At 38.4% G+C, this 12,954-nt stretch carries 21 protein-coding genes and 1 pseudogene; 21 read left to right on the forward strand and 1 reads right to left on the reverse strand.

The window, feature by feature from the left end; translation table 11 throughout:
* The first annotated feature begins 199 nt into the window (after positions 1 to 199).
* The 15 genes and pseudogenes from BU202_RS01985 (at position 200) to BU202_RS02055 (ending at position 7,257) form a co-directional block, all read left to right on the forward strand.
* Entirely contained in the window at positions 200 to 556 is a 357-nt protein-coding gene (locus BU202_RS01985) for a hypothetical protein (RefSeq protein WP_075104136.1), read from the forward strand.
* Between the two features lie 108 nt (positions 557 to 664).
* Positions 665 to 1,036 (forward strand): hypothetical protein, encoded by a 372-nt coding sequence (locus tag BU202_RS01990; protein WP_075104137.1) that lies wholly within the window; start codon positions 665 to 667, stop codon positions 1,034 to 1,036.
* A 27-nt stretch (positions 1,037 to 1,063) separates the two neighbouring features.
* Entirely contained in the window at positions 1,064 to 1,459 is a 396-nt protein-coding gene (locus BU202_RS01995) for a hypothetical protein (RefSeq protein WP_075104138.1), read from the forward strand.
* Between the two features lie 196 nt (positions 1,460 to 1,655).
* Entirely contained in the window at positions 1,656 to 1,916 is a 261-nt protein-coding gene (locus BU202_RS02000) for a hypothetical protein (protein ID WP_075104139.1), read from the forward strand.
* Between the two features lie 30 nt (positions 1,917 to 1,946).
* Positions 1,947 to 2,285: an Imm59 family immunity protein gene (locus BU202_RS02005; protein WP_075104140.1), complete on the forward strand. Its 339-nt coding sequence runs from the start codon at positions 1,947 to 1,949 to the stop codon at positions 2,283 to 2,285.
* A 13-nt stretch (positions 2,286 to 2,298) separates the two neighbouring features.
* Positions 2,299 to 2,757: an SMI1/KNR4 family protein gene (locus tag BU202_RS02010; protein ID WP_083605734.1), complete on the forward strand. Its 459-nt coding sequence runs from the start codon at positions 2,299 to 2,301 to the stop codon at positions 2,755 to 2,757.
* Positions 2,758 to 3,061: 304 nt separating this feature from the next.
* Positions 3,062 to 3,319 (forward strand): SMI1/KNR4 family protein, encoded by a 258-nt coding sequence (locus BU202_RS10645; RefSeq protein ID WP_244149004.1) that lies wholly within the window; start codon positions 3,062 to 3,064, stop codon positions 3,317 to 3,319.
* A 209-nt stretch (positions 3,320 to 3,528) separates the two neighbouring features.
* Positions 3,529 to 3,845, forward strand: a pseudogene (locus BU202_RS02020) (DUF6572 domain-containing protein).
* A gap of 61 nt (positions 3,846 to 3,906) precedes the next feature.
* Positions 3,907 to 4,197 carry a hypothetical protein gene (locus tag BU202_RS02025; protein WP_075104141.1) on the forward strand — a complete coding sequence of 97 codons (291 nt, stop codon included), beginning with the start codon at positions 3,907 to 3,909 and terminating at the stop codon, positions 4,195 to 4,197.
* A gap of 248 nt (positions 4,198 to 4,445) precedes the next feature.
* Positions 4,446 to 4,619: a hypothetical protein gene (locus BU202_RS10520; RefSeq protein ID WP_167364733.1), complete on the forward strand. Its 174-nt coding sequence runs from the start codon at positions 4,446 to 4,448 to the stop codon at positions 4,617 to 4,619.
* Between the two features lie 242 nt (positions 4,620 to 4,861).
* Positions 4,862 to 5,167, forward strand: coding sequence for a hypothetical protein (locus BU202_RS02035; protein WP_142354757.1), 306 nt, complete (start codon positions 4,862 to 4,864; stop codon positions 5,165 to 5,167).
* 62 nt (positions 5,168 to 5,229) lie between these two features.
* A complete protein-coding gene (locus BU202_RS02040; protein WP_075104143.1) occupies positions 5,230 to 6,219 on the forward strand; it encodes an ADP-ribosylglycohydrolase family protein in 990 nt (329 codons plus the stop codon).
* A 113-nt stretch (positions 6,220 to 6,332) separates the two neighbouring features.
* Positions 6,333 to 6,596 (forward strand): hypothetical protein, encoded by a 264-nt coding sequence (locus tag BU202_RS02045; protein WP_075104144.1) that lies wholly within the window; start codon positions 6,333 to 6,335, stop codon positions 6,594 to 6,596.
* A 62-nt stretch (positions 6,597 to 6,658) separates the two neighbouring features.
* A complete protein-coding gene (locus BU202_RS10765) occupies positions 6,659 to 6,901 on the forward strand; it encodes a YrhA family protein (RefSeq protein WP_208604243.1) in 243 nt (80 codons plus the stop codon).
* A 29-nt stretch (positions 6,902 to 6,930) separates the two neighbouring features.
* Entirely contained in the window at positions 6,931 to 7,257 is a 327-nt protein-coding gene (locus BU202_RS02055; protein WP_075104146.1) for an Imm59 family immunity protein, read from the forward strand.
* 36 nt (positions 7,258 to 7,293) lie between these two features.
* On the opposite strand, the gene BU202_RS02060 is transcribed toward BU202_RS02055, so the two are convergent.
* Positions 7,294 to 7,479, reverse strand: coding sequence for a 4-oxalocrotonate tautomerase (locus BU202_RS02060; RefSeq protein WP_075104147.1), 186 nt, complete (start codon positions 7,477 to 7,479; stop codon positions 7,294 to 7,296).
* A gap of 156 nt (positions 7,480 to 7,635) precedes the next feature.
* Between BU202_RS02060 and BU202_RS02065 the strand changes: the two genes are divergently transcribed.
* From BU202_RS02065 to BU202_RS02090, 6 genes are read left to right on the forward strand one after another with little or no spacing between them, the layout of a single operon-like run.
* Positions 7,636 to 8,205: a thymidine kinase gene (locus BU202_RS02065; RefSeq protein WP_075104148.1), complete on the forward strand. Its 570-nt coding sequence runs from the start codon at positions 7,636 to 7,638 to the stop codon at positions 8,203 to 8,205.
* 8 nt (positions 8,206 to 8,213) lie between these two features.
* Entirely contained in the window at positions 8,214 to 9,293 is a 1,080-nt protein-coding gene (gene prfA / locus BU202_RS02070) for a peptide chain release factor 1 (RefSeq protein ID WP_075104149.1), read from the forward strand.
* Positions 9,293 to 10,123, forward strand: a complete 831-nt coding sequence (gene prmC, locus BU202_RS02075) for a peptide chain release factor N(5)-glutamine methyltransferase (protein ID WP_075104150.1) — start codon at positions 9,293 to 9,295, stop codon at positions 10,121 to 10,123. Before prfA ends, prmC begins: the two co-directional genes overlap by 1 nt.
* Positions 10,116 to 10,721, forward strand: coding sequence for an L-threonylcarbamoyladenylate synthase (locus BU202_RS02080; protein ID WP_075104151.1), 606 nt, complete (start codon positions 10,116 to 10,118; stop codon positions 10,719 to 10,721). Before prmC ends, BU202_RS02080 begins: the two co-directional genes overlap by 8 nt.
* Positions 10,718 to 11,974, forward strand: a complete 1,257-nt coding sequence (gene glyA, locus BU202_RS02085; protein ID WP_075104152.1) for a serine hydroxymethyltransferase — start codon at positions 10,718 to 10,720, stop codon at positions 11,972 to 11,974. Before BU202_RS02080 ends, glyA begins: the two co-directional genes overlap by 4 nt.
* A 5-nt stretch (positions 11,975 to 11,979) precedes the next feature.
* A complete protein-coding gene (locus BU202_RS02090; RefSeq protein ID WP_075104153.1) occupies positions 11,980 to 12,954 on the forward strand; it encodes a nucleoid-associated protein in 975 nt (324 codons plus the stop codon).

Raw genomic sequence — 12,954 nt, forward strand, 5'->3', positions numbered from 1 at the left:
CTGGACAGTATCAGCAAAATAGAGAGAAGGTAGATTCATAAATAGGGTGGTTAGAAGCAAAAAAGATTGTAACAGACAGCTGTTGCAGTTTTTTTATGCTTTCAAATTATGCTATAATAGAGAGGAAATAGTGTAGGAAAACTAAGAAGTCCTGCAACAAGTTATTCAAAGGAGTTATATGAGTTATTAGGAGGCGATAATGGAAAAAATTGAAACAAGAAAAAGTGATGCCTTGGAAATTTACAAGACTGGTGGAAAATATATTTTACGGTATCCGACATTTAATAGTACTATGCCAGAAGTTGAGGCAGAAATTCCTGAAGAAGCAGTCAATAGTTATTTAGCTGGTGAACATACTGGTGAGGAATTAATCTTTTTTTCAAATACAGGTAACTGGAGGCCAAAAATTACCCAGGAAGAAGCCAATAGAATTTTTTTACGAGAAAATCCTGAATTTTTACTGATAGATACCGCTCGGAAAAGACAGTATTTCTCGGAAGAAGAGTTTCAAGAACTATTAAAAAAAGCCTATGAAGTTTCCGAAGAGCAAAAATAGCGCATCACCATCAGGATTTAGAGACATTATATGCAGTAAATAGAGATGAGTGGTATATTGCTAAGGAGACACACTTGAATCTGATGGAGATTTTGGGAGGGCAGATAGATGAGTGATTATTTACCAATAAGAGAGAGTTTAGGATATAGAAATGTTAAAACAGCCTTGTGGAATGTATTTTCTGTCAACCTAGATGCCATATCTATTGACGAGAAATTATTCGAAAGTTTTAGTTTTATATTTCAATATAAGAGTTATGAAATGACCATGACTATTTCAGATACCGAAAAGCATGTACAGTTTCAAGCAGGGGAAGGGGGAATTTTTGATATTTGGTTTCCTAATCCAAAGGATGAATTATTTGGAGCGACATTCTTACATGAACTAATGGAAGATGAGAAAATAAAAGAGCGTACAAGAAGAGTATTTGGACGAGATGAAAAGGCTATTGAATACGCTATGCAAGCTCTGAAAGACTAACTTGACAAAAAGTATGAAGAGGAGCCTGTGAGAGAGAGTTTAGGATATAGAAATGTTAAAACGGCTTTGATGGCAATATTTTTCAAAAATTTAGATGATATCCTAATTCGAGAAGGAGAATATGAAAATTTTGCATTTGATTTCTTTTATAAAGGCTATGAGATAAATATGGGGATAGGTGCAACTGGGAAAAATATTCAATTTGAGGTGGGTGAAGGTGGCTTGTTTGATATTTTATTCCCTTACTGTATAGATGAGGAGATGGATTTTATTTTTTTGCATGAAGTCATTAAAGATGAAGCAATTAGGAATAGTGTTAGAAGGGTGTTTGGGAAAAATGAAAAAGATGTTGAGTATGCTATGCAGGTCTTAAAAGATTTTTTGGATTCTGACGAAGCTAAAGGATTACTAAAAGATAGATAATCTTTCAGGCCACTTCAGTCAATACTCTTATTTCCAGTTGCAAAGTGTTAAGAATGTAGACAATCTTGCGAAGAAGACATAGGATATTAAGACAGATAGCGAAGAAGCTGCCTTATATGGAGCATACTGTACAATGCTTATTCATATTCCTTAATCTTTACGATAGTATAGGAATGATAGCAGAGGTAATAAAATAATGTTCAAAGAAAAATTTTACGAGAAAATTCAAGAATTTGAAGGTAAACTATCTTTTTGGAAAGTTGTTTTAAACGAAAAAAAAGTATTTCCGTTTACTTATGGTTATTTTTTTGATACGACAAAACAAGTTTGGGTGGTATATGAAGTAGGTGAGAGGAGTGATTTTGGTATTCTAGCAGAATGCGGGAGTGAGCATGAAGCGTTGGAGGAGCTTTATATAGCTGTACGCTATACATATCGTGCGATTAACGGAAGATGAAATATAATGGCCTTAGGAGGCTTTTGACCAATGTTTAATTTAGAAAAAGAACGTTTAGAAATTTTATCAGACATTCATAAGTTAGGTTATGAAAGTTTAAGATTCTCGATATTTAATGAGCATAGGCCGTTAGAATGGGAAACGAGAATAGAGTTCAATCCTGAAACTAAGGAATATGAGGTATATGCTACCATGGATAGGGCTAGCAAGGGGGGAGTCTTTAGATTTAAAAAATTTGAGGAGGCACAAGAAAAATTCATTAAAAATCTGGAATTGACCGTTTTTATTAATAAAACTTCAGTGGATAACGGGGAAGTACCTGAATATTCCTCCCCTCTATGGGAGAAAACGGTGGAGGATTCTCGATGAGGAGGAGAAAACAATGAATTTTGAAAATATAATTCATTTTGGGAGCTTAAATGACCTCGAAATTAGCAAGCTAGAGCAGATAGTGGCGGTTTGTTTTCCAGAAGACTATAAATCTTTTCTCGTGCAGACGAATGGAGGAATTCCTAAAGAAGGATATTTAGCACTTAAGGCTTCAACTTTAGAGGAAGATTTACTCATTAACTCTTTTTTAGGAGTCAATGAAGATGACAATTTTGATTTTGTGGGGTGGAATGAAGAATATGGTGATGAATTGCCTGATTCAACCTTTATCTTTGGAATAGAGTATGGTGGTGGGATGTTCATTCATATTACAGAAGGAGAGGATAAGGGCGTCTATTTTTGGGATAGTAATTGGAGTTTTCCTGAAAGTTCTGAAGATGAAAATGTATATTTTCTAGCGGATTCCTTCTCAGACTTTTTGTCGATGGTTATATTTAAACGTACATTGTAATATGGTGAATCTTCAGTTTGCTATCTATATACTAATCAGTTTTTATGGTTATTTCTAACTACTTTGTTAGCATGGTCTAGTTTTATAGTGGTTATCTTTTTCGGTAAAACACTATATCAATTTCATAAATTGTATAAAAAGGAAATTAAAAGATGAAATGGAATAGTTATAAAAGTATCTCAATAGACCTAATCAATCAGCTAGAGACTGAATTACAGATTACACTACCTGATGATTATAAGAATACAGTTTTAAATTTTGATGGGGCTATCCTATACCTAATCGTTTTGAAATGAATAACAAAATGGAGGTTTTTAATAATCTAGTTAGTTTAGACCCTAAAGAATATGAGAATATCTATGAAATTTTAGAAGAGAATAGTTCTAGGATAGGTAAGTATTTATTTCCATTTGGTGAGGATCCATTTGGAAACTTGCTTTGTATTGATTATTCGGACAATCAAAGTATCGTCTTTTGGAATCATGAAATAAATTATGAAGAATTTATAGGCACTTCGTATATGTGTAAGGGATTTACTGAATTTATCGCACAGCTAAGATGACAGTTTTTCAGAACGCTTTTGGTTTGCTCTAGCTGCGATTATCTTCATACCATCATTTTTGATAGGCTATATTATCAATGTTTTTGGGCTTATTTCAGGTACTCTTTTTACTGTTACTTTTTCTGCTCTAATCGTGGCTGCTCTCTATGCCTCTGTTCGTATCCAGAAGCGATGGAATAATAAGATATAATGAACATTAGGAGGAAACGATGGCAGTAGATAATTTTGATACAGTTGATGCATTGGGAAAAAATCAAGAAGGGGATTTAGTGCTTATGATTGCCGATTATTTGGATTGGGATGATGAACACACACACTTATTAACATTACAAAAAAAATTAATAGATATTTGGATTTTGTTCAAGATAAGGAGTATCAGGAGTACTATGATGAGGATTTTTCAACATTCATTATTGATATTCACTTTAAATTTGGATGGACAGAGAATTGTAAGAAATTTTTAACGCAAGTTGTAGAAGTGGTAAAAATACTTAATGTTATTATCAGAATTGAAACAGATAATTAATCCATTAGACATTATCAAGTTCTCTATATAATATGTTAGTAGTGATTCAAAGGAGTTAAATGTGGAATTTAAAGAGCAAATTCAGGAATTGCAAAAACAATTACCCCCACAAAGACAGTTAATAGTTGGCAATGCACCAATACCTTATGCTAAAGGTTTTTATTTTGATGGTACATTAAACAAATGGTGTATTTATGAAAATGGCGAGCGAGGTGGCGCACCAGGGAATCAATTAATCTTATGGGAAGCGGATACCGAGGAAGAAATTATGGAACTATTTATCGAATCTGTAAAATCCGAAATTAAAAGGTATCAAAAATATTTAAATTGGGTTAATAATTCTAAGAAATAGATTTATAACTGATTATCGGTGATTTTAAAGAGCTAGGAAAAATATTTGAATGAGGTCAATTATGAAAAGTAATATTGTCATAGAAGCGAACTTGATAAAACTGAATGGAGTGGAAAATGTCTTCAAGCATCCAATTGCAGAGGTCAAACAAATTGGTACACTATATATTGTTAGACTAGCGATTCCAATGAATATTTTTAGATATAGAGGACTTTAACAATGTATATTGCATAGACAATAACGGAGAAATGAAATGGCAAATACAAAATGTCCAGCCAGTTGATTATCCAGAGTTTAAAACTGCGCCAATAGTTTTAATTAGTTTGAATGAAAGTCAATTATTTGTGAGTGACTTTATGGGACGAAGATATGAAGTTAAACTCCAAACTGGAGAAATGGAATTGAAAGGAATCACAAAGTAAGATATAAACTAGCACTTATTGTTAAGCAATCCTTCTCTATAGTTTGATATAACCGATTCACTAATTATAAAACAGGGAATGTTATCGGCTATAAGCATAAGATTACTAATAAGCTTGATGATATCGCCAAAGCAAGTAAGAGTCATATAGATGATATTCTTGAAAATGGAAGTAAATTTTCTGAAGAAGTTTCAAAAGAGATTATAGCTGAAACGTTTGATAGTAATTTGTTAAAAGAGTATTTGGATGATATTAAAAATTACACCAATAGAGAAATACCTAAGAGCCAGTTTGATGAATTGAAGAATACTTTACAAATAAAGAAATATGAAAAGTTATCGCCTGTTGAAGTAGCTAAGCATCGTTCTGAATTTAATAGAGTAAAAAATTCACTAATAAAAGAATGGGAAACAAAAACAGGACAAATTTGGCCAACATATTCAGAAGATGTTATAGGGAAGAACGGAAAAGTAGTAAGAAGAATAGGGGATTCATTTGACACGTTTAAGGAAGCTAAGAGATATTTCAGTATAGGTCATTCGTATTAGAAGATGGTTATGCAGGTGATGGGATTACTGTGAAAATGGATTTATTAAAATAGGAGTATAGTATGAGATTAAGAGAAAAATGGGAAGATGATTCTATTCAGCTTGGAAAGTTAGCAAATCTACAGATGATAAAAGCAATCATTTATGGTCTTTCAATTGGCGATGCATTAGGTGTACCAGTAGAGTTTCGAGAAAGGGACTCTTTTCACATCAGTAATATGGAAGGATACGGAACCTATCATCAGCCGTCAGGGACGTGGTCTGACGACACCTCTTTATCTTTAGCCTTAATTGAGCATTTATATGAGGAATCGGACTTGAATGGATTAATGGATAAGTTCGTGGCATATCGTACAGGTTACTTAACACCTCATGGGCAGTGTTTTGACATAGGAATTGCGACTAATAAGGCAATTGATGCTTATTTATCAGGAGTGTCTCCGGAGGAATGTGGTGGCAAGTGTGAAGATGATAATGGCAACGGTGCTTTAATGAGGATTTCTCCATTATCTATGTTGTTGAGGAAAAACTTTAATTTTACTGAGAAATTTTCATTAATTGAGAAGTACACAAAGATTACTCATGGTCATCCACGATCTCTTGTTGCCTCTATCATATATGTTCAGATTTTAATCGGGCTCTTACTTAATAATTCGCTATCAAAGGTTTTGGAGCAGTATCAACCCCACTTTGAAAATTATTTTAAGAGACAACCCTCATACTGGAAAGAGTATGAAACACATTTTAAGGAAATTTTTCAACCATCCTTTTTTGAAAAAGATAGGAGTGAGGTAGCTTCAACTGGTTATGTCGTAGATACCTTAAAGGCAGTGATATGGTGTGTAGGTATAACAAATGGTTTTGAAGAAGCAGTGCTTAAGGCCGTCAATTTAGGCGGTGATACGGACACAATAGGAGCTATCACAGGTACCTTAGCAGCGGCACTTTATCAACTTGAAAGCCTGCCTAAAGATTGGATAGATCAACTTGCGAACAAAGTGTTAATTGATGAAAAGTGTCATCAATTATTAGATACACTGTATAAAGATTAGATGGATTAATCATGTCAAACAAAGTAAAAAATCAAGCTAGAGAATAGGAGAAAGATTGGCCATTGGAATGGATAACTGACATTCGGCTCGTTCCGAATTGATTGGAGGGAAAGGTGACAAAAATTCAAGATTATGCTAGAAAAATCATCTTTATTTTGGATAATAATTATTCAAAGCAAATAGAGTTCTCAGGTATTATCAATTATTTATACAATTTAATGATGAAAATTGCGTCGCAAGATGATAATATTTCCTTAGATATTCCATCATTAGTTAGACAGTTTGTGGATGAAACAATGGATTATAATAGTTCTGTTATTATTTATTTAGAGAAGATGGATCAGGAAATCAAAAATGAAGAAAAGAGCAGAGATTAAAGAAATAATTTCTATATATACAGATATTGATGAGTTTGAGTTGTTAAAACAAAAACAATCAGATATTTTACCTAAATTATAATATTTATGATTATAATGAGATTTGGCATGTAAATGATGAAATGGAGAAGTATCTATTCATTGGTGAGAGTAACATAAGTTGGTATGTATACAATTTAAAGAATAAATTATACGAAGTGCTAGACAATCCCTCTGGCAGGTTGTTGAAACAATTTGGTACATTGGATGAGTTGTTGCGTCAAGTTTTAAAGGAGGCTTTAGAGAATGAAACTATCTCATCATAAGTTTAAATGGGGAAAAAGGAAGTAAAGTAGTGATAAATTTTGAGTTGGAAAAGAAAAATATAGTAGATGAAATAAAGAATAAGGGATATGAAAGTTTAAGGTATTCAATTTTTAGCGACCATAGACCACTTGAATGGGAAATAAGGCTTGAATTTGACAATAAAAATCAGCTTTACTTAGTATATGCTACCATGGATAGGGCTAGCTATAATAAAAAATTAGAGTTTGATAACTTTAAAGATGCTAAGGCATGTTTTATGGAAAAATTAGAACTTACCGTAAAATCTAATAAACTGAATATACAATTAGGATTGCCTTCAGAATATCCGTCACCATTATGGGATAAAACGAAATAAAAACTCAGCTTAGCGAATGACTAAACTGAGTTTTTTTTATCCCTTCCGTTTCATTTCTCCGTGAGGGAAGTAGGTGCCTTCTGGCATGTCGTTGATGATGACATGAATGGCTTCTTTGGGAGCATTGGTGTTGCGGGAGACGACCTCGGTCACTTCACGCGCAAGGGCGATTTTTTGTTCTTCGGTGCGTCCTTCAAATAAATCAATTCGTACAAATGGCATAGGATTCTCCTTTTTCTTTGCTAGGACTAGTATAGCACATTTGCACGGAATAGGATAGCCGAACGGAAACGTTTTTTTTTCTTTTTCTCTAGTACCGCATTTGCCGATTTTATGGTAGAATGGAATGAATGAGTTTGATAGATTGGAAAGAAAAAAGTGGCTCAATTTTATTTTAAATATGGTTCCATGAATTCTGGAAAGACCATTGAGATTTTAAAGGTAGCGCATAATTACGAGGAACAGGGCAAGAACGTGGTCATCATGACATCGGCTCTTGATACACGTGCAGGCGTGGGGATTGTTGCGAGTCGTATCGGAATGCAGCGAGAAGCGGTGGCAATCACAGAAGAGATGAATGTCTATGACTACATCGCTGATTTGTCCTTAAAACCCTACTGTGTCTTGATTGACGAGGCCCAGTTTTTGACCAAGCAGCATGTCTATGATTTTGCCCGTGTAGTCGATGAACTAGATGTGCCAGTCATGGCCTTTGGGCTTAAAAATGATTTTCGCAATGACTTGTTTGAAGGCTCCAAGCATTTACTGCTGTTAGCTGATAAGCTGGATGAAATTAAGACCATCTGTCAATATTGCTCGAAAAAAGCCACCATGGTCTTGCGGACGGTGAATGGTGAGCCTGTATATGAGGGCGAACAGATTCAAATCGGGGGCAATGAAACCTATATCCCTGTGTGTCGCAGACACTATTTTAGACCTGAAAGATAGGAGAAAAGATGAATATTTATGATCAATTACAGGCGGTGGAAGACCGCTATGAGGAGCTAGGAGAATTGTTGAGTGACCCTGATGTGGTCAGCGATACCAAGCGTTTTATGGAATTGTCAAAGGAAGAAGCAGCAACTCGTGATACGGTGACTGCTTACCGCGAATACAAAAAAGTGCTTCAAAACATCGTGGACGCTGAAGAAATGATTAAGGACGCATCAGGGGATGCTGACTTAGAAGAAATGGCCAAGGAAGAGCTCAAGACAGCCAAGGCTGACAAGGAAGCCTACGAAGAAAAATTAAAGATTTTGCTGCTGCCAAAAGACCCGAATGATGACAAGAATATCATCTTGGAAATCCGCGGGGCAGCTGGTGGAGATGAAGCAGCCCTCTTTGCAGGGGATTTGTTGACCATGTACCAAAAATTCGCAGAAAGCCAAGGCTGGCGCTTTGAAGTCATGGAGGCTTCCTACAACGGTGTCGGTGGTATCAAAGAAGTCGTTGCCATGGTGTCGGGGCAATCGGTTTACTCTAAACTGAAATACGAATCAGGTGCTCACCGAGTGCAACGTGTGCCTGTGACCGAAAGCCAAGGGCGCGTGCATACTTCAACGGCGACGGTCTTGATTATGCCAGAAATCGAAGAAGTCGAGTACGACATTGATCCAAAAGACTTGCGGATTGACATTTACCACGCTTCAGGTGCGGGTGGTCAGAACGTCAATAAGGTGGCGACAGCCGTGCGGATTGTCCACTTGCCAACCAATATCAAGGTCGAGATGCAGGAAGAACGGACCCAGCAGAAAAACCGTGATAAGGCGATGAAGGTTATCCGTGCGCGTGTGGCAGATCATTTTGCGCAAATTGCCCAAGATGAGCAAGACGCAGAGCGGAAGTCAACCATTGGTACAGGAGACCGTTCGGAGCGGATTCGGACCTATAATTTCCCGCAAAACCGTGTGACAGACCACCGTATCGGCTTGACTCTTCAAAAACTCGATACAATTTTATCTGGGAAAATGGACGAAGTCATCGATGCCTTGGTGCTCTATGACCAAACACAGAAATTAGAAGAGTTGAATAAATAATGAACTACGCTCAATTGTTTTCAAGCTATGAAAGCAAGTTGGAGGAGGTTGGCGAAGAGCCAGAAAGCCTGTCTTATACCTTTCGCAAGTTGAAACATCTCAACCTGACGGAGTTTGTCCTGCTCTTGACCAAGGAAGTGACCGCAGAAGACCAAGTATTGTTAGCAGAGATTTTTCAACAGTTGTTTCATCATTATCCAGCCCAGTACATTGTCGGAAAAGCCGACTTTCATGGTCTGGAATTGATGGTAGACCCGCGCGTGCTGATTCCTCGTCCTGAAACAGAGGAGTTGGTGGACTTGATTCTGGCTGAAAATCCGATAGAAAATCTTTCTGTCTTAGATATTGGGACAGGGAGTGGTGCGATTGCGATTAGCCTTGCTCATAGCAAGCCAAGTTGGAAGGTAGCAGCTTCAGATGTTTCGCCAGATGCCCTTGCGGTCGCACAGGAAAATGCGCAACATCAGCAAGTACAGCTCACCTTTCTCCAGTCAGATGTCTTTCAGGAAGTCACAGGGCAGTATGATATGATTGTTTCCAATCCTCCCTACATTGCACGAGAAGATGAGGCAGAAGTCGGGCTGAATGTGCTTCATTCCGAACCTTCTATCGCCTTATTCGCAGCAGAAGACGGACTAGCCATTTACCGAGAAATTGCAGAAAGAGCAGCAAACTTTCTCACCGACCGTGGAAAAATCTACCTCGAAATCGGCTATAAGCAAGGAAAAACTGTCTCTGAACTCTTTCAAACAGCCTTTCCAGACAAACGCGTCCGTGTTCTAAAAGACCAATTTGGACAGGATAGAATGGTGGTGGTCGACCATGAATAGGATTGAAAGGATACTAGAAGCAGGTGAGGCGGTTGTCTTGCCGACCGAGACTGTCTATGGCTTGTTTGGTCGAGCCTTAGACAAAAGGGCTGTCCAGCGTGTCTATGACCTTAAAAACCGTCCGCTCGACAAGGCCATGAATTTGAATGTGGCGAGTTTAGAGGACATTGTAGCCTTTTCCAAAAACCAACCAGCCTATCTAACCAAGCTCTTTCAGGCTTTTTTACCCGGTCCTTTGACCATTATTTTACAAGCAAATGAACAAGTTCCTCACTGGGTCAATTCTGGCATGAAAACCGTTGGTTTTCGTGTTCCCAGCCACCCTGTGACCTTGGACTTGATTAAAACATTTGGACCTCTGATTGGACCTTCTGCCAATCGATCTGGCACAGCAAGCGGTATCTTGTTTGACCAGATTATGCAGGAGTTTCATGGAGAGGTCGTGGGGATAAAAGATGATGCTTTTCTGACAGGGCAAGATTCGACTATTTTGGACTTGTCAGGTGAGAAAGCCCAGATTTTACGCCAAGGCGCTATCACTTGCGAGGAACTCCTCGCTCAACTACCAGAACTCAAGTTTAAAGGAGAAAATGCATGATTTTTGATAAAGAAGATTACAAAGCCTACGATAAAGAATTATGGGACGCCATTCAGGCAGAAGAAGAGCGTCAGCAGCACAATATTGAATTGATTGCTTCAGAAAATGTAGTCTCAAAAGCAGTGATGGCAGCCCAAGGTTCGATTTTGACCAATAAATACGCAGAGGGCTACCCTGCTCGCCGTTACTACGGAGGAACCGAGTGTGTGGACATCGTAGAAAGCCTTGCCATTGAGCGTGCCAAGGAAATCTTTGGAGCGAAATTTGCCAATGTACAACCACACTCTGGTAGCCAAGCCAACTGTGCAGCCTATATGGCCTTGATTGAGCCAGGCGATACTGTCATGGGGATGGACTTGGCAGCGGGCGGACACTTGACCCACGGAGCAGCTGTGAGCTTTTCTGGTCAGACCTACAACTTTGTGGCCTACAATGTTGATAAAGAAACAGGCTTGTTGGACTACGATGCCATTTTAGCCCAAGCCAAGGAAGTGCAACCAAAACTTATCGTTGCAGGGGCATCTGCCTATGCCCGTACTATTGATTTTGCTAAATTCCGTGAAATCGCAGACAGCGTTGGGGCTAAGCTCATGGTGGATATGGCGCACATTGCAGGGCTTGTGGCAGCGGGGCTCCATCCAAATCCAGTACCTCATGCCCACATCACGACTACAACGACCCACAAAACCCTTCGGGGCCCTCGTGGTGGGTTGATTTTGACCAACGATGAAGAATTAGCAAAGAAAATCAATTCTGCCATTTTCCCTGGTATCCAAGGCGGACCGCTTGAGCATGTTATTGCCGCAAAAGCCGTTGCTTTCAAGGAAGTTTTGGATCCAGCCTTCAAGGAATATGCCAAACAAGTCATTGACAATAGTAAGGCGATGGCAGATGTGTTCTTGGCGCATGACAAATTCCGTGTCATCACAGGCGGAACAGATAATCATCTCTTCCTTGTCGATGTGACCAAGGTCGTTGAAAATGGAAAAGTGGCTCAACATCTCCTAGATGAAGTACACATCACCTTAAACAAAAATTCGATTCCATTTGAAACCTTGTCACCATTTAAGACAAGTGGTATTCGGATTGGTTCTGCGGCGATTACGGCTCGTGGATTTGGTGTTGAAGAAGCGCGCAAAGTGGCTGAATTGACTATTAAAGCCTTGGAAAATGCTGACAATGAGGCGGTATTAGACGAGGTTCGTCAAGAAGTCCGTGCCTTGACCGATGCTTTTCCATTGTATGAGGCCTAATATCCATGGATATTTATATTAAAGAAGCCGTTATTCACCAATTTTCTCCAGAAGACACAGAGCTGGTCTTGGCAGACAAATTGTTGACCATTACACCCAAGATTGAGGAGTATCTGCGGAAAAAAATCGAGCGTTCCTATTCGGACGAAGCAAAGACAGGTCAATTGGGGGCTGACAGCCCCTTTCTTGACTACTTGTCAGATGATTTGCTAGCAAGTTCCATCACCATCGCTAATCTTTGGAAAGAGGAGTTTTCTGTTTCGGAAAATCTCAAAACCAATGACCTAGTCTTCGTTCGGTTTGAGAAGAATGGCGTGGAACAGTTTGCCTTTTTACGGATTTCCCTCCGTGAAAATCTGGTCCATGTGGGTGCAGAAAGCGATAGTCCTTTGAAACTCACGCAGAATAATCTGCCGAGTGCAGGCTCTGCTCCAGATGAGGCCTTGATTCTCAACCTGCAAACCCACAAGTACCACTTGATTGAAAAGCGAATCAAGTATAATGGAACTTTCTTGAATTATTTTTCAGATAATGTCCTCCAAGATAGCCCCGCCATCTCTGCCAAGAAATCCATCAAGGCAGTTGAGCAAACAGCACAGAAGATTGCAGAGAATTTCAATCAGGCGGATTTCCAGTTCCAATCCAAGGTTAAGTCAGCCATTTTCAATCATCTGGAAGAAGACAATGAATTGTCGCCTGAAAAACTGGCCAATCAATTATTTGATAACAATCTCACCGCTCGTTTGAGTTTCGTCGATGAGTTGAAAGATGTCATTCCAGAAAAAGTCAGCTTTGAGGAAATTGATAGCAGTCGCCAACTGAAAAAATTTGAAAATCAGAAATTGTCCCTCTCAAACGGGATTGAGCTGATTGTGCCGACCACGATTTATGAGGATGCAGAATCCGTCGAATTTATCCAGAATGATAACGGAACCTATTCCATCCTCATCAAGAATATAGAAGATATTAAGAGCAAATAA

Origin of the sequence: Streptococcus cuniculi, assembly GCF_001921845.1 — a bacterium.
Lineage (GTDB): Bacteria > Bacillota > Bacilli > Lactobacillales > Streptococcaceae > Streptococcus > Streptococcus cuniculi.